This is a genomic window from Streptomyces sp. NPDC050610 (assembly GCF_040654875.1).
Taxonomy (GTDB): domain Bacteria; phylum Actinomycetota; class Actinomycetes; order Streptomycetales; family Streptomycetaceae; genus Streptomyces.
In genome coordinates this window covers 19,304-35,278 of record NZ_JBFAIV010000046.1, presented here as the reverse complement: position 1 = coordinate 35,278, position 15,975 = coordinate 19,304, and the positions used below count along the sequence as shown (strand labels likewise).

The window sequence follows — 15,975 nt, the reverse complement described above, 5'->3', positions numbered from 1 at the left end:
GCCTGCGCCTGGCTCCGGGCCCGTGGCGTCCGCTTCTTCCTCTTATATCTCCGTCGATCCACGGCGCTACGAGCACAGTCTTGGGTGCACTAGTTGTCGTTGCTGCATCCATCGTGCGGCAGTGGGGGTCATTCATCGCCCTGCTCGCTTCATGCCCTCGGGGCGTCGGGGTCTGGTCAACAGATTGTCGGCCAGCCTCTACTCCGTCCGGTGTGCTGCCCGCATGCCCGGCTGAGGTGCTCCATCGCTGATCAGTTCCTGGCCGCTGTGTGTTGAAGGACTTCTGTTGCGAGCGCTTGCCCGCGCATCAGTGTGCCCTTGACATGCGCGATGCGCTCCTGCTCGCGCCAGCGTTGCATGGTGCTGGCGGCTATCAGCGAACCGTACTCGTTCCGCGTCCGAGCGGAACGCCAGCTCGAATCCGCCGGAGCCGTCGGCCGGGTCCTCCTTGACGCTGCGGCCGGTTGATTCCCCCAAGTTCCCACCGCTCCCAATCTTTGCTGTCCGGAGCGGGCGGGCTATGCCCCGTGCGTCCGTTGCCGCACGGATGGCACGTCAGCCATCGCCTAACTGCTGGTGGTTGACACTCATCTGCACAAAACGACATACAAGGAATGTTTTGATACGACGTCATCGCATGGCGAGGCGACTGCGCACACCATTGCTCATCACCGCGACCTTGTTGGTCGCAAGTGGTCCTTTGGTGTCGCAGGCACTCGCCGCAGAACCTCATCCCCCAACCCTCACGACCGGCGCCGCGACCACAACCGGTGAGACGGGACTGTCCGAAAGACCCGTCTCTGGTCGGGTGAAGAGCCCGGACGTCAGCCTCGGCAAGGGCTGGAAGAAGAGTACGGACCGGGCTGTGACCGGCGCGGCCGACGCGAAGGCCTACAGGATCCTCGTAGCCGATGAGTCCAAGGCCTATGATTGGAAGACGGCCGCGGCCCTCTCCGAGCTGGGCATGCCCGCCGACTCGTGGATCGGTAATCAGTGCGTCATGGACCGCAGCCATGTTGCCGCCGTATATGCGCCCCGCGCCTTTACGAACAAGCCCGACCTGATGCAGGGCGGCGCGTTCACGGCCATCGTGAACACCGAAACGGGCGAGGTGACGAAGCTGCCATTCACCGGCACCCTCGCTTACTTCGACCCCACCTGCAACACCACCACGCACACCGCCGCCTTTACCCAGTACCGCGACATGAACGACGCGTCGAAGGTCAAGACACGGGTGATCACGGTGGATGCGGCCGGCAAGACGGTCGCGACGACGGGCGAGGTGCAAGGGCAGGTGTCCTCAGCCGCCCCGGTGAAGGACGGCGTCGTCGCCGGCCTCGGCCGTGACCTCGTCCACATCAACGGCCAGGGCAGGACCCACCAGCTCGCCCAAGCCGACAGCATCCCCTTCGACATCCGCCCCATGGCGGGTGACCGGATTGGCTTCGTGGACCGCAAGAACACAAAGACGGCGCAGGCGAAGGTCTACGACGGCCATGGCAAGCCGCGCACGGTCGCCACCGGACGCCTCGGAGAGCTCGACCTCGTGCCCGGCGAACAAGGCCGCACCTTTCTCACCGGCACCCCCAAGGACGTCAAAACGGAGGGAAGCGGCGTCACCAGGCTCGAGGCTCCGGCCGACACCGACATCTCCTCCCACGGCCGTCTCGCCGTCGACCCGGTCCTGACCCCCGGCATCCGCTCCGGGCTGACCCGCATCAAAGCAGCCGGTAAGGGCTTCGACAAGGCCGATGAGCCCGCGGCGGGGACGCATGCCCGCTCCGGGACAGCCCCGGGGGCGGGCGACCAGGACACCCCAATCACGATCACCTCAACCGTCACGACGACGGGCAAGCAGGTCGAGCAGCACATCTCCTCGACGCAGCCGCCCGTCCACGAGGGCCTCTCCCCCGCGCTGACCGGCGCCACCCGGCCACGCACCCTGGCGCATGCTTCCGGACCCGTCTCCCACGATCCGCGGGACACCGACCGTTGGTGCGCCGTCTCCCGCAACGACATGAGCGCCCAGGCACTGCAGCCGACGCCGAACCAGGTCGAGTGGGCCGTGGACATGGCGGTGCGCGGCGAGTTACGCGGCAAGTGGCTGCGCCAGGGCGGCTACCGCAGCCAGGCCGGGCTGGGTGACATCGACCCTCAGAAGATGTTCCCGCTGCCGAAGCTGGAGGGCGGCGGCCGGATTCCCGTCAACGTCCTGCTCGGCGTCCTGGCGCAGGAGTCCAACCTGTGGCAGGCGGAAAACGGCGCGATTCCCGGTCAGATGGGCAACCCGCTGGCCGCCACGGACGGCTACTACGGCCACAACGCGAAGGACACCGAGCTCGGCTACTGGCGCATCGACTGGAAGAGTTCCGACTGCGGCTACGGCGTCGGCCAGGTCACCGACGGCATGCGCCTGTCCGGGCACGAAAAGCCCGGGGAGACGGGCAGCACCGACCCCAAGGTGCAAAAGCTCATCGCGATCGACTACGCCTCCAACATCGCCGCCTCCATGAAGATCCTCGCCGACAAGTGGAACGAGGTCCACAAGGACGGTGAGAAGATCACGGTAAACAACGACGACCCCTCCCGCGTGGAGAACTGGTTTACCGCCGCCTGGAACTACAACCTTGGCCTCAACCCCAAGTCGGACGCTTCGAACAAAGGCGGCCACTGGGGGCTAGGCTGGTATAATAATCCCGCCAACCCCGTGTACAAGAAGGGCGCGTGGGACCATCCGTTCTTGGATGGCAACCTCAGTGACGCGGCGCACCCGCAGTACTGGCCGTATGAGGAGAAGGTGATGGGCTGGGCCGCCTGGTCCATCGACACCGGTTTCTCCTACGGGACGGACGGCCGTCAGGACTGGAAGGGTGAGTCCGGGTTCTCCTCCGCCGGCTTCAATCCTGCCTGGTGGACCAGCGTAACCAACCGTTACCAAGTCAGCCCGCCGTTGGACGCGTTCTGCAACGAGAAGAACGGCTGTGACCTCAAGGCCCCGATCGACTGTCCGAACGAGGTCTGCTACCGGCAGTTTTGGTGGACTCAGGAGAACGTGACGTGGAAGCCCGACTGTGATCAGACGTGCGGGCACGAGAACATCAAATACCAGACCCTGCGCGCCGAGCCCGGACGCGGCTACCGACTCAAGTACGGTGAGCCGGTGTGCGACCCCGCCCCGAAGGGCGCCGAGGTCGTCGCCTCCGTTCCCGATGGCACAGAAACCTGGTCGAGTTGCGGGAAAGCGACGTCCAAGGGCTCGTTCCAGTTCGTCTTCAGCCCTGACAGCGACAAGAACTACGAGGCGAAGGCCGACCTGCATTCGATCGGCGGCGGCCACGGCGGCCACTTCTGGTACGCCCATACCCGCGACGAGGAGCACCTCGGCGGCGACGGCAACCGGATGACGATCAACGGCACGTGGACGCTCGGGCACCGACTCGAGTGGGCCCGGGTACTGGTGCACCTGCCCGACACCGGGGCACAGACTCGGCAGGCCGCCTACATCGTTAAGAACTCCGATTCCACCGCTCCCAAGCGACTGGTGCCACAGCGCGCGGACCGGTGGGTCAGCCTCGGCGCATTCCACTTCACGGGAACACCGCAGGTCGATCTGTCGAACGTGGCAAAGGACGGGACCGCGGACGAGGACATCGCCTGGGGCTCGATAGCCTTCCAGCCCCTCCCCGGTAAGCCGAAGAATTCTATCGTCGCCATGGGCGACTCTTACTCCTCCGGAGAAGGGGCCTCCGCGCCCGGAGGAAAGGACTTTTACCCTGAAAGCGATTACTACGACAAGCAGAACGAGAAGACCAAGGACGCTTGTCACCGCTCCCGGTACGCGTGGTCGAGGCAGGCTGCCCTTCCAGGCTACAAGGAGTCCATCGGCGACATGGCGGACTCCTACGACCCGCAGATGGACTATCACCTCGTGGCCTGTTCAGGCGCTCGTTACTACGACATCCTGAGCAAAGATCAGATGAACGAGGGTCCGCAGATCGACACCGGCTATCTCGACAACAACACTACGTTGGTCACCTTGTCGATCGGCGGGAACGACGCCCGTTTCACAGACGTCTTCATGCAGTGTGTACTCAAGAGCATAGGGCTGTGCCAGAACTCGTCGATGGAGAACAAGGATCCGGACACTGGTGCCACGAAGGCCGGGGAGACTGGTCCACTGAAGGACTGGGCGCCGGTGTGGCTGCACGAAGAGATCCGTCCGCGCCTCGCCAAGACGGTGAACGAGATTCACAAGCGTGCAGAGCATGCACAGATCGTTCTCATGGGATACCCGCGGCTTCTGTCTGGGCTCGGGCAGTGTATTCCGGGTATCGGTACCGAGGAGGCACCCTGGCTGAACACGGTGGCGGACACCCTGAACGAGGAGATGAAGGGTGCCGTGAAGGACGCCGCTTCCCAGTCCGGAGCGAACGCGGTGTTTGCGGATCCGCGCAGTGACTTTGAGGGCAAGGCGGTGTGCGGTGACCCAGAAATGGTGCACGGCATCGTGAAGACAGGGCTGTCGAAGGCGGACAACTTCGGCTTGACGCAGGTCGGAATGGCGTCGTTTCATCCGAAGATCGGGGGTGCGCGACTGTACGCGGACGCGCTGGAGCGAGCCCTGAAGTAAATGCCCTCAACGGGGAAGTTAACTCCCCGAACTGGTGGCTGGGCCTGAGTGTACGTACTCAGGCCCAGCCTGATGTCAATGGAGAAAATACTGCTATGGGCAATGTTTCATATTCGCGGCGCCGCAGCGTTGGTCAGGATCTTCTTCTTGCGGTCCTGCTGTGGATTATGGACGCGGCCGTGGGGAGCGTAGTGCTGTTGGCGAGCCTGGCATCAATAGACGGCTACAACATGTTTGAACCAGACCCTCAAGTGTCGCTGATGCCAGCAATCGTATCCGTCGCAATATTCGCGGTAGTGGTGCTCGTGTCAGCGATTGGCCTGCACCGGTTGGGATACCGGGTGAGTGTGTACGCTCAGGCGGTGGTTGGTACCGCGCTGCTGCTGTTCTGCGCAGCCGGGGCGAGTGGGTATGTGAACCTCTAGCCCCAATGCCTTCCGGTCACCGAACACATCTGACGCTCGGATCCGTGCACAACACGTTCGTCACCGCAGCTGGCCCGCTCATATGGGCCGACGCGGCGCTGTCCGGTGAGCGGCGGACGGTCGATGATGCCGTCGATGTCACGGATCATCATGTCGGGGCGGACGATGTGGCCAGCGGGCTCCTCGTGGGCCTCGTACGGGATGTGTGTGCCCTCGAGCAGGTCACAGAACCCGCTCTGTGCAGCCAGCATTTGGGGCTCGTTGACCTGCCCGGTGCGGGTAATGGATCGGGAATATTGGTGTCATGTTCAGTCAACGCGCGTAGTGCCCGGCGGCCCGGTGCGGTTTCCTGATGGCCTCTCCCCCCCCACATCAGGGAGACTCCATGCGCCGCGCCGTCCTGGCTCTGCCGATCGCTGCTCTCACCCTCACCGCCCTGGCCGCAGCCCCGGCTGATGCCGCCCCACCGGCCCCGCCGTCGCTGTCCACCGCACGGGCCGAACTGACCGCCCTCACCGTCGCCGCGCCACACCCGATGACGGGATACGCACGGGACAAGTTCGACATCTGGGCACACCAGAGCGATCACTGCACCACCCGGCAGGACGTGCTGGCCCGCGATGGCAAGGACGTGGTCGAGGGCCCCGACCACTGCCAGCCCACGAGCGGCTCGTGGGCATCCCTCTACGACGACACGACCGCCACCGAGGTCGCAAAGGCCACCATCGACCACATGGTCCCCCTGGCCGAGACCTGGCGCTCCCGCGCCGACCAGTGAACCGCGGACCAGCGCAAGGCGTTCGGCAACGACCTGAAGGACCCCGCAACTGCTCATCGCCTTGGAGTCCTCGAACTCCTCCAAGAGCGACTCGGGCCCGGCCGACTGGAAGCCGGAGAACAAGACCTTCTGGTGCACCTACGCCAAGGACTACACCCACGTGAAATCGATCTTCAAGCGCGCCACCACCAGCAAGGAGAAGGCCGCCCTCACCTCCATGCTGGGCACCTGCACCAACTGACGGAAGGCGGTCGGCCCATGCCCGTGCCGGGCCTGCGCGCGGTCTTCGCTGAGGTGGTCTGCCGGTGGAGCCGGCAGACCACCTCACGAGACCGAGAATAACGACAATCGGGATTAGAGTCGGGCCGCATAGTCGGTGCAGGACCACGCTTTCCGCATGGCCTGCACCGATGCTTCCTTACCACTTGTCGATACTGCGCCCCGCCCTGCAGGGATTGCCGAACATCAGACTTGGGCAGGATTCCTATGCTCCTGTTGGGTCATGATGCCGCGAAGACAACCTGCTTTCAAGCGTCTACCACATGCAGGAAGTATTCGTGATTTTCCAGATCGAAAACAGTGCCGGTTAGCTGGCCTAGAGCTGCCGTATGGGATTCGTCCAAGGGATACACGTCAGACAGGGTACTGGTCGGCACTCCCAGAATGCCGGCGAGGACCTCCGCGCCGACTTCCGAGATGTCCGTCTCGTGGTCCGGAGAGTCGGAATCCTTCTTGTACGAGGCGACTATAAATTTCACGGCTCAACCTTTCGCGTGCCTTCGGCCGGTTTGGTCTGCTTTCCGGTGTCCTTGTCAAACTCACCCAAATGCTTTCCCCGCTTGTTGTATTTCTCTACAGTGCCATGCTGGGAATCCCATTCGTAAATGTTACCCTTCTGATCCTTCCAGCGTTGGCGAAGCTTACCGCCGCCCTGTACGGGAGTTTTAGGCTTGGCCCATTTCGCCTCAGGGAACGCTGGCAGGCCCTTGGGGGCTGGGACAGGCCCCGAGCTCGGTTCTTTCCCGGTAGCGCTTCCCTTTTCTCGGGCATTTCGGAATGCTTTCTTGAGCCCCTCGTCGATGCGCCCTACACCGTCGGCAGCCGTAAAGCCGCCGCTGGCTATGAGTCCGGTGCTTGCGGCGATAGCCGGGGCACCGACCAGGCAGCCGAATCCGCTGAGACAGAGGGTGGCTCCTCCTATATCGCCAGATCCTCCGACCCCCATCATGAAGACCCCGAAGACTGTTTCTCCAGCCCCCGCCCAGATGTCGGGGTTTGTCAGAATCTCCGTCCCATAATTGACGGCTGTTTTGGCAGTGCTTACGATCTTTTCAGTGCCAGTTTTCAGCCATCCGGGAATCCAGCTGTCATCCTTGCTGCTTCCCTGCCCGGCTTCGGCGTCGGCGCTTTTCCAGGCCTCCTCGGTCTTTCGCCATTCGGCCTCTTCTTTACGCTGCTGAGTGACGTAGGCCGTGTAGGCATCGTCCGCTGCCTCGGTGGCAGCTGCCTCGTCCTTGCCGGCGGCCGTGGCCGAGGCCCGTGCCTGGTTGGCGGCGGTCCATGCCGCGTCGGCGGAGCCGCGTGCCCAGTTGACCGAGCTTTGAGCACTGACAGCGGAGTTGATGGCTCTTGTCGCCGCCTGGATGGCATCCTTCTCCGCCAAGCGGGCGGCCTCCGCCGACTTCTTGGCCTGGGCGGCGGAGGCTTCGGCCTTCTTCGCCGACTCGTTGGCGTCGCTGGCGTACTTCTTGGCCTCGACGGCGGATTCGCGGGCCTTCTTGGCCCAGGTATCGGCTTCAGTTGAAGCATCGCCTGCTACGGCTGCGACCCGTGCCGCTTCTGCCGCATCCTTCTGCGCTTCGGCCGCAATGCCGGCGGCACCGCTGATCAGATGCTGGACATCGGCGATATGAGTGGCGGCGAGCAGGTCCTTGCGCTTGGCCATGTACTGGCCGGCCGCGATGAACTGGTGCAGTTGCTGCGGCGGGTCTTCGAGGGCGATGCGGGCCGCAGCTTTCACTTCGGGGCCGCCGCTGACGAGCAGATGGGTCGCCTCGACTCGTTCGTCCGCAGCGCGGGCGATGTACTGCCTGGTGCTGAGGAACTCGGCGAGCTTGCCGGGGCTGTTGTCCTTGAGCGCGGCCATCGCCGCTTCCTTCACACCGCGGCCGCCGACGCTGGCGATCTGTGTGACGCGGACACGGTAGTCGTTCGCGGCGGCCTGGTGGGCGCCGGTCTCGAGGAAGGATCTGATCTGCTGAGCATCGCCGTCCAGTGCCTTCTGGGCGGCTGCGCGGACCGCAGCTGACTCGGGCGCTTCGGCCAGACGTTCGGCGCGAGCGCGCTTGTCCTGCTCAGCTGCTTGCTTCCAGCCGGTGCGGAGGTAGTCGGCCATGGCCTGGTCCGAGCCGGCGAGGGCCATCTCGGCCGTGGAGCGGCTCCAGGGGCCGCGGGTCTTCATCGCAATGACCGCGACCCGGCGCCCCTTTTCGGCGATTTTTTTGGTGTCCGCGCCGGGCTCGGCGGCCTCGGCCGCGAGACGGCCGGCCTCCGCGTCGAGGTCCTTGGCCTCCTTGTCCGCTGCTGCTGCAGCGGCGTTGCGTGTGTTCTCCGAGGCCCTGAGTTCCTTGGCTTTCTCGATGCCCGCGGCGGTACGGGTCTTGAGGTCTTCGGCCTCGGCCTTGCGGGTCAGAGTGAAGATCTTGCGGGCCTTTGCCACCGCCCCCGTAGCGGTATCAGCGGCCTTCTTGGCCTCGCCGGCGTGGGCGGCGGACTCGTCGGCGGCTTTGGCGGATTCCCCTGCGTGCTTGGCTGCCTCGTCGGCGGCCTTGGCCGCGTTCGCGGCGTGTGTGGCCGCATTGTTGGCGGCGTCCCGTGCCTCGAAGGCGGCATCGGCCGACTCCTGTGCCAGGGCCTTGGCGACGTTCGTCGCCCGGGTCGCCTCACGCGCCTGCCGTCGCGCCGCTGCCGCGGCTGCGGCAGCCTCGGCCGAATGCGTGCCGGCCGCATCAGCGAGACCGCTGGCTTCTTCGGCCGCAGTCGCGGCCGCGTCGGCGTTCCCTCCCGCGGACGCAGCTGCGACCACCGCCCCCAGGGCGGCAAGCGCGGCCTTCCCGGCCTCGTCAGAGGCCAGAGCCGCCTCGCGGGCGTCCTTGACCGCGTCTCGGGCGTCTTGCGCCCGCTGACGGGCATCGCTCGCAAGGTTCGCGTCGAAAGCCGCCCCGGCTGCAGCGCCACGTGCCCGCGACGCTGCACGGGCCGCACCGGCCGCTGCGGCTGCCGCCTGAGAGGCGGCGGCCGACGCCACCCGCGCGGCTTGATTCGCGGACTGCGCCGCGGTGATGGCCTGCTGCGCCGCCGCTGCTGCACCACGGGCCGCCTCGGCCGTCCGACCAGCAGCGTTCACCGCCCGCTTGGAATCCTTCCCGGCTTCCTTCGTCTCCTTCGCTGCCTCCTGGGCGGCCTTCTTCGCCAGCTTGGAGGCCTCGACCGCACGCGCGGAAGCCTCCTTCGCCGCTTCCGTCTCACGCTTGGCCTGCGCGCCCGCAGCCTTGGCCTGCGCGGCCAACTGCGCTACGGAGGCACGCTCCTGATCCCGGGCCCGGGCCACATGCTGGCCCACCGCAAGGAACTCGCGGACGTCCTCGATGGTGCCGCTGAGCGCGACCTTCGCGGCCGCCTGGGTGGCCGCGCCCCCACTGGCCATGATGTGCGTGAGCGCGACCCGGTCATCAGCCTCCCGGGCGGTGTACTGACCGTCCTCGAGGAACTCGCGGATCTTTTCCGGGCCCCCACGGAGGGCGGCCTTGCCCGCCTCCTCGACGCCGCGTCCGCCCGAACTCATGACCTGAGTGACGCGCACCTGCTGATCATGAGCCAGCGGCGTCTTCCAGCCGTCCTTCAAGAACGTACGCAGATCCTGTGGACTGCCGCGCAGCGCAGCCAGCGCAGCCTCGCGCACACCGCGGCCGCTGATCGAGAGTACTTGCGTCACAGCGACACGTTCATCGTGCAGTTCGACGATGTCCTTCTCGCTGCCCAGGAACCGGCGCAGGTCTTCGCCGGTTCCTGTCAGTGCGACCTCCGCTGCTGCCCTGACACCCGGGCCGCCCGACCTCCACAATTCGACCACACGGCCGCGGTCGGTATCGGGGATCGGGCTGACGTCGTCCTCAGTAGCCGCCACTGTCGGGCTCGCGCCCAGCAATCCAGCAGTGAGCGAGAGTGAAAGGGCACCGAGGAACAGCGTGCGTATGCCACGCCCTCGTCTCCCTCCAGATCTATTCAAGTTGACTTTTCCTCTCGAAGCAAATCCCGCACTCGGCCGGGCCCGCCGAATTTCGGCCTGCTGAGCATAACGAGGCCTTGAAGTAGCAAGAAGGCGGGCCCTTGACCGCCGTCGCCGAATTGTTACCTGTCGCCGCATCCTGCCCTTGGGAAATGTGCGGCAGGTTGAATCCCTGGCGAGGGGCCGGGCGAGTTCCGCCGACACATGTCGGGCATGACCACGTCAACGCTACTCGTGGTTACGCCTTGGCAGTCAAGGCTGTAGCGGCCGACTGGAGCCCATGCGAGGTCGGCATCCGGGGAATGATAGGTTTTGGCCCGCCGCGTTTATCTGATCCTTATGCGCGGCTACCGCTCTCGTCCTACGTTCTGAAAGTTGCCGCTGTTGATATCTCGCGCGCGCAAAATTACGCTTGCCGGAACCCTCGGCGTGGTCTCCATAATTGCGGGTACCTGGACTTTGGGCGTTGCCGCTGCCGATCCAGTCCCGACAGAGGAAGAGGCCCTACCGCCTTTGGCGGTAGAGACTTTTGATTACCCGGATGCGGATAGGATTCTGAAGGAGCAGGGCATCGCGTTGCGGAAGGGCGACGGGCACATCCTTCTCGCCGACTGCAGCTCCTCACAGAATATTACGGTGTATACGCGCCAGAATGATGAGGGCAGGTACTGCTTCAAGGTCACGGGTAACGGCAAATCTGGCTACCTGACCCTGGAGATCCCCAACGTTTTCAACATCCTGACCGAGGACTACGCGGTCCAGGCGCAGCTGACCTCCGAAGGCAACACACAGACCGTCGACGTACCGAAGAACGGGTACAAGGAGGTCGGCGAGGGCACTGTCCCCCCGAGCGCCCCCACCGTCCTGGTCGACCTCCGCGTCACCGGCTGACCAACCCCTGACGTCAGGACACCAACCCTGGGGTGTCCGGCACGGCTTCATCGACCTCTGAACCCAGAAGAAGTGGAAAGACATGTCCGTCATTCGTGCGCGCGCCGCGGGAGGCGTAGGGCTCCTGGCAGCCGCCGTCGCAGCGAGCCTGCTGGTCGGCGCCCCAGCCAATGCCGTTGTGGGCGCAAGCGCCAAGGACGGCTCGTACCCGTTCACCGCAAAGCTCGACATCGGTGGCCAGCGCAGCTGCTCAGCCGCGCTCGTCGAGCAGCAATGGCTGGTCACCGCCGCCAGCTGCTTCGCCGACAACCCCGCACAGAGCTCCAAAGTCGGCGCAGGGGCACCGAAGCTGAAGACCACCGCCACCATCGGCCGAGCGGACCTGGAGAGGGAGTCCGGCAGTGTGGTGGACGTGGTGGAGCTCGTTCCACGCGCGGACCGAGACCTGGCCATGGCCAAGCTGGCCCACCCGGTCACCGGGATCACGCCGGCCCGCATTGGCTTCCACGCCCCGCTGCGGGGCGAGGAAGTGTGGTCTGCCGGGTACGGACGGACCACGGACGAGTGGGTCCCCGGCCACCTGCACTACGCAAAGTTCACCGTCGGTGCGGTGAAGAACACCTCGGTCAGCCTCGCGGGCAAGTCTGATGACGCCGTCATCTGCCAGGGTGACACCGGCGGTCCTGCGTTCCGCGACATCGGGGGACGCTACGAGCTTGTCGGCATCAACAGCCTCTCCTGGCAAGGGGGCTGTCTCGGCAACAAGGCGGAAACCCGCAGGGGCGCTGTCGATACCCGTCTCGACGACATCGCCGGCTGGGTCCAGGCCACCGCCTCCCAGGACCTCCTCTCCCGCGCGCAGTGGCAGAACGCCGCGCACATGGCGTCCGGTCACTTCACCAGCGTCCCGAGCGGTGACAAGCGCCGCATGGACCTGTTCGTCGTCTGGAAGGACGGCTCCGCCAGCCTCTTCCAGGGCGCCGACCACGACGACCCCAAGCAGCCCTTCTCCACCGTGCACCAGATAGCTAAGGCAGGCAGCTACTGGAAGGGCGCCCAGGCCATCACCGGCGGCAGCTACACCGCGGGCGGCTCGGACGGCATCACCGTCCGCTGGGCCAACGGCAAGCTCTCCACCTACACCCACGTCGACCAGAACGGCGTCCACGACGAGAAGACGTTGTTCAAGCCCGCATCCGACTCGTTCTGGAAGAACGCCCGTCTGATCACCGCAGGCCGCTACACCGACAACCCGCTCCGCGACGACCTGCTCGTCCTGTGGGAGAACGGCTCCGTGTCGATGTACACCGACACCGGCACCAAGGGCCTCGACGGCTGGAAGCAACTCCACGACGCGGACAAGGGCTGGACCAACGCTGCCCAGCTCAGCTCCGGCGAGTTCACCGGAAAGAAGACCGACGACCTGGTCATCCGCTGGAAGGACGGCGACACCACCATCTTCCCCGGCGTCGACACCAACGGCTTCCACGGCCGCACCCGCATCCGCCCCGTCGGCTCCCCCTGGAAGAACGCCGAAATCCTCACCGTCGGCGCCTTCACCACCCCCGCCGCCCGCCCCGACGACATCCTCATCCGCTGGGCCAACGGCAACCTCGGCTACTACCCCCACGTCGACGCCGACGGCACCCACGACGCCATCCCCCTCGTCAACCGCTGACCACGCCTCAACAGGCATTGCCTCAGCACTCCCGCGACAGCGCCCCGCACATTCCGGGGCGCTGTCGCGCGTACCGCCCGGGCCCGCAGCCGTCCGCGCCTGCCGCGCCGGTGGGGCGCCGCACCCCGTCGGACGGGTACCGGCGTGCGCTTGAGGCGCACCACCAGGCCGCCCGGCCGTCCCGGGTGGGCCCGGCCATCGCAGAAGCGGTGGAGCGGCAGACGAAGGCGATGCGGGATGTCGCGCCGGGCGTTCCCCGAGCCCGACGCCGTCGCGGACGATGCGCCGGCGCCGATCGAGCGGCCCCCGGCCAGCGCCGCCGCCAGGCCGCGGCGACCAAGGCCGCCGCGCTGCGCCGGGCCCGAGCGGAGAAGACCGGTCGAGAAGAGGTTGTGCCGCGGCGCTTGGAGCAGACGGCGTGACCGGCGAGTCGGACACTGGTGTGATGCGGTGCCGTTCGGCTCGCGCCCGTCCCTCGTCCCGCGCGGCGGCGTTGCTGACGGCGGCCGAGCGGAATCTGCCACAGAGGGCGCGTCAAGCTGAGCACGCTTGCCCACCCGACCGGCCGGACATAGAACTCGCTGACCCCGGCGGCCGGTGCTGAGAGGATGGAGGTATGAGCGCCCAGACCGTGCATGCCAGCGACGCCGGCCCGCCGCCGCTGCCCCGCACCCAGAACGCCGTGGCCACGGCACTGCCCCCGGTGGAGCGGATGGAGTTCTACCGGGAGATGGGCGAAGCCGACGAGACCGAGCTGCTGGGCGTGCTGCGCCGCTGGTGGCTGCGGGCCCGGCTGTACGCCGCCCCCCTGTCTGAGGAGACCCGCACCGCCGTCGAAGCGGGGCGCGCGCCCGGGCGCCCCGCGTCCGCGGCCCTCCGCGAGGCCGTTGCCCTCCGTGAGGCCCAGGAGCGTTGAGCGACGAATCCCCCGGGTGCGGCGACGAGGGCGAAGAAGACTGCATCCGGCTCGCGCCGGCCGTCTTCCCCCTGCTGGCCCCCGACGTGTCGGCGTCTGTGTTCTCGGCCGTGGTGAACCTCCTCGCCGAGCTCCGCGTCGATGCCGTTCCCCCGCTGGCGCAGCCGGTCCCGGGGCGGCCGGGCTGGTACTCGGCGCCGCTCGCCCGGGACATCGGGCTCGCCGAGTACTACGTCGGCGACACCGAACCGGGCGCGGAGGGGCCGGACATCTACGTCGCCCGGATCGTGATCTCAGACGACTGGCCCGACTTCTGACCCCTCGAACCTGAACCCCATCCGTTCGCGGCCGTCGTACTGGCGGGGGGCTGACTCCACCGCGATCCCGGACGTCCCTCCGCAGCCGTGACCCAGCCGCGCACGACGAGCCCGCGGTCCTCCCGGACGCCGACGCGCGTCCCCGGCCGGGGGATTTCCTCCCTGGTGCGGCGGCCAGGGTAGGAAGGCTCGGGGGAGGGCCCGCCGGGCAGGAGGGCGCGGGCATGGGGATGCATGGGGACACCGCCGCGGAGTACGCGAGCCGGGCCGCGAATTTCCAGGGCGCGGAGAAGCTGACCGACGCCGTGGGCGAGGGGCTGGCCGCCGTCACCCACGCGCTGCTCGAAGTCGCCGCCGCGATCCGGGAGAACACCGAGCGCCGGCAGTAGCGCGCGGCGGGCCGCGGCTTGCGATGCGGTGCGTGCTACAGCAGTCCCGACAGCGGGGCAGGATGCGCTCGGCCAGTTGTCCGTGCAGCCGTCCCCCGGCGGTGCCGGCTTCGGCGAGCCAGTCTGCGGCGACCAGCAGCTCGGCGTGCTCGCCGACCTGCTCGGGGGCCAGGGTGCAGAACGCGGCGGCCTGGTCCAGGCGGAGCCCGCCGTCCTCGGGATGTCCAAGGCGGCCGTCGGGGCGGGTGTGGGCCGCGGTGTACAGGGCCAGGAGCCGGGTGGCGGCGCCCAGTTTCTTCTTGCGGATCTTCCGGTCGCCCACGACTTTCTGGGCCCAGCCGGAGATCCTCGCGCGGTGGGTCTTGCCGAAGGCGAACGGTCGGGGCTGCCCGGGCAGCAGCGTGGGGACGGCGACGGCGGTGGGGTCTTCCGGCCGGGAGGCCATGACGTCGGCGACGGTGCCGGGCAGGCGCAACCAGCCGGCGTCGACCAGCTGCTCGAGGACACGCTCGGCATCGCCGTGGAGCCAGCCGGTCAGATCCTGGCCGGTGATGTTCCCGGTGCCGGCGCGCGCGGCCCGCAGGGCGAGCATGAGCACGGCCAGGCGCACGTCGGCACCGGGGCGCGGGGCGTGGGCGGCGGCGTACTCCAGCATGGCGCGGGCGTGCACGGCCTGGCCCCGGGTCAGCAGCCGTTCCACCGCCGGCCCCTCGTCGCCCGCCGTGCCGTCGGCCACGGGGCCGGTGCGGTTGTGGTGCGTCGCGCGGGTGGTCTGCGCGGCCAGCTCGGCGCGCTCGGCCTCGCGGCGCAGACGGCCGTCGCCGCTCACGTCGGCCCACCGCGCGAACGCGCGGGCCTTGCGTTCGTGGAGGGCAGCCAGCAGGACGAGGTCGGGCTCGGGCCGCTGCTGGTAGGCACGGAACGCGTCCCCGAGCTCGATGAGCTCCACCCGCAGATCGTCGGGTTCAAGGTCGTGCGGCACGTTCCGCTGCGCGATCTTCCCCGTTCGTTTCGCCCGCCGGGTGACGACGCCCGGTGACGTGCCGCGGGCACCGGGGACCGAAGCCGGCGCGACGGGGGAGAGGCCAGGGTCGGAGAACACCGCCGCGACGCCCGCAGGATCCGTATCCGGCGGCCCCGCCGCCTGATCTGCCTCGGCCGGGGCCGTGTGCGCCGGGAGCGCGGCGGTGTCCAGGACACGGCAGTTGGGAGTGACGGCGGCGCAGCGCACGCACGTCTCCGTGATCCGCCACAGCCTTCCGGCACGGTCCGCATACACGGTCAGGGCCACCGGACCCCCGCACCGCACCGCTTCCGGCGGCCGCACCCCGCCGCGGCGTCCGGCCTCGGGGTCGGGAAGGTGCCACGCACAGTCGGCGGCACGGCAGGCACACCACGCCGCGGCGCGCGGCCCGCCGCCCGCACGGATGCGGGCCAGGTGCTCGTTGACGTGTCCGATCGCCGCCTTGCGCCCTGCGGCGGCGCCCGCGGGGAAGCGCTGCTCAGCGCAGGCCGGGCGGGAGCAGGAGAGCCGGACCGCGCCGGCGGAAGGCCGGCCATAAGGGTCCAGGCGCACGGTCCACACCCGGCCTGCGACACGCTCGCCCTGCCGTGTGCCGGCTTCCACCGCCATGTGCCTGCTCCCCGTACTGCTCGTTCCGTT

At 67.5% G+C, this 15,975-nt stretch carries 13 protein-coding genes; 9 read left to right on the top strand and 4 right to left on the bottom strand.

All coding sequences use genetic code 11. The annotated features are described in order from the left end of the window. The first annotated feature begins 808 nt into the window (after positions 1–808). Both AB0I22_RS35655 and AB0I22_RS35650 read left to right on the top strand, forming a co-directional pair. On the top strand, positions 809–4,630 hold the full coding sequence (locus tag AB0I22_RS35655) for an SGNH/GDSL hydrolase family protein (RefSeq protein WP_363135163.1): 3,822 nt from the start codon (positions 809–811) through the stop codon (positions 4,628–4,630). 95 nt (positions 4,631–4,725) lie between these two features. Further along, complete coding sequence (locus AB0I22_RS35650; protein ID WP_363135162.1) at positions 4,726–5,055, top strand: DUF6234 family protein; 330 nt, start codon at positions 4,726–4,728, stop codon at positions 5,053–5,055. On the opposite strand, the gene AB0I22_RS35645 is transcribed toward AB0I22_RS35650, so the two are convergent. Beyond that, positions 5,052–5,306: a hypothetical protein gene (locus AB0I22_RS35645; RefSeq protein ID WP_363135161.1), complete on the bottom strand. Its 255-nt coding sequence runs from the start codon at positions 5,304–5,306 to the stop codon at positions 5,052–5,054. The two genes, AB0I22_RS35650 and AB0I22_RS35645, sit on opposite strands and share 4 nt — an antisense overlap. Before the next feature lie 134 nt (positions 5,307–5,440). Between AB0I22_RS35645 and AB0I22_RS35640 the strand changes: the two genes are divergently transcribed. Together AB0I22_RS35640 and AB0I22_RS35635 are read left to right on the top strand one after the other, a co-directional pair. Continuing rightward, the gene (locus tag AB0I22_RS35640) at positions 5,441–5,833 is read left to right on the top strand and encodes a hypothetical protein (protein ID WP_363135160.1); all 393 of its coding nucleotides are present in this window, start codon (positions 5,441–5,443) and stop codon (positions 5,831–5,833) included. Positions 5,834–5,894: 61 nt separating this feature from the next. Next, positions 5,895–6,074 (top strand): hypothetical protein, encoded by a 180-nt coding sequence (locus tag AB0I22_RS35635; protein WP_363135159.1) that lies wholly within the window; start codon positions 5,895–5,897, stop codon positions 6,072–6,074. A gap of 286 nt (positions 6,075–6,360) precedes the next feature. On the opposite strand, the gene AB0I22_RS35630 is transcribed toward AB0I22_RS35635, so the two are convergent. After that, a complete protein-coding gene (locus AB0I22_RS35630) occupies positions 6,361–6,591 on the bottom strand; it encodes a hypothetical protein (protein ID WP_363135158.1) in 231 nt (76 codons plus the stop codon). Next, positions 6,588–10,040, bottom strand: a complete 3,453-nt coding sequence (locus AB0I22_RS35625; RefSeq protein WP_363135157.1) for a colicin E3/pyocin S6 family cytotoxin — start codon at positions 10,038–10,040, stop codon at positions 6,588–6,590. Before AB0I22_RS35625 ends, AB0I22_RS35630 begins: the two co-directional genes overlap by 4 nt. A 456-nt stretch (positions 10,041–10,496) precedes the next feature. On the opposite strand from AB0I22_RS35625, the gene AB0I22_RS35620 reads away from it, so the two are divergent. The 5 genes from AB0I22_RS35620 to AB0I22_RS35600 all read left to right on the top strand — a co-directional run bounded on the left by AB0I22_RS35620 (position 10,497) and on the right by AB0I22_RS35600 (position 14,312). Further along, positions 10,497–11,012, top strand: a complete 516-nt coding sequence (locus AB0I22_RS35620; RefSeq protein WP_363135156.1) for a hypothetical protein — start codon at positions 10,497–10,499, stop codon at positions 11,010–11,012. Positions 11,013–11,094: 82 nt separating this feature from the next. Further along, positions 11,095–12,690, top strand: a complete 1,596-nt coding sequence (locus AB0I22_RS35615; protein WP_363135155.1) for a S1 family peptidase — start codon at positions 11,095–11,097, stop codon at positions 12,688–12,690. 616 nt (positions 12,691–13,306) lie between these two features. After that, positions 13,307–13,606 carry a hypothetical protein gene (locus AB0I22_RS35610; RefSeq protein ID WP_363135154.1) on the top strand — a complete coding sequence of 100 codons (300 nt, stop codon included), beginning with the start codon at positions 13,307–13,309 and terminating at the stop codon, positions 13,604–13,606. Then, positions 13,603–13,923 carry a hypothetical protein gene (locus tag AB0I22_RS35605; RefSeq protein ID WP_363135153.1) on the top strand — a complete coding sequence of 107 codons (321 nt, stop codon included), beginning with the start codon at positions 13,603–13,605 and terminating at the stop codon, positions 13,921–13,923. The genes AB0I22_RS35610 and AB0I22_RS35605 overlap by 4 nt, the downstream gene beginning before the upstream one ends. Before the next feature lie 224 nt (positions 13,924–14,147). Then, positions 14,148–14,312, top strand: a complete 165-nt coding sequence (locus tag AB0I22_RS35600) for a hypothetical protein (RefSeq protein ID WP_363135152.1) — start codon at positions 14,148–14,150, stop codon at positions 14,310–14,312. On the opposite strand, the gene AB0I22_RS35595 is transcribed toward AB0I22_RS35600, so the two are convergent. Then, positions 14,251–15,945: a hypothetical protein gene (locus tag AB0I22_RS35595; protein ID WP_363135151.1), complete on the bottom strand. Its 1,695-nt coding sequence runs from the start codon at positions 15,943–15,945 to the stop codon at positions 14,251–14,253. The genes AB0I22_RS35600 and AB0I22_RS35595 overlap by 62 nt on opposite strands. Positions 15,946–15,975: the final 30 nt, after the last annotated feature.

Coding starts and splice junctions, on each gene's coding strand:
- AB0I22_RS35650 (WP_363135162.1), top strand. CDS start 4,726: ATGGGCAATGTTTCATATTCGCGGCGCCGCAGCGTTGGTCAGGATCTT.
- AB0I22_RS35640 (WP_363135160.1), top strand. CDS start 5,441: ATGCGCCGCGCCGTCCTGGCTCTGCCGATCGCTGCTCTCACCCTCACC.
- AB0I22_RS35615 (WP_363135155.1), top strand. CDS start 11,095: ATGTCCGTCATTCGTGCGCGCGCCGCGGGAGGCGTAGGGCTCCTGGCA.
- AB0I22_RS35600 (WP_363135152.1), top strand. CDS start 14,148: ATGGGGATGCATGGGGACACCGCCGCGGAGTACGCGAGCCGGGCCGCG.
- AB0I22_RS35610 (WP_363135154.1), top strand. CDS start 13,307: ATGAGCGCCCAGACCGTGCATGCCAGCGACGCCGGCCCGCCGCCGCTG.
- AB0I22_RS35595 (WP_363135151.1), bottom strand. CDS start 15,945: ATGGCGGTGGAAGCCGGCACACGGCAGGGCGAGCGTGTCGCAGGCCGG.
- AB0I22_RS35645 (WP_363135161.1), bottom strand. CDS start 5,306: ATGCTGGCTGCACAGAGCGGGTTCTGTGACCTGCTCGAGGGCACACAC.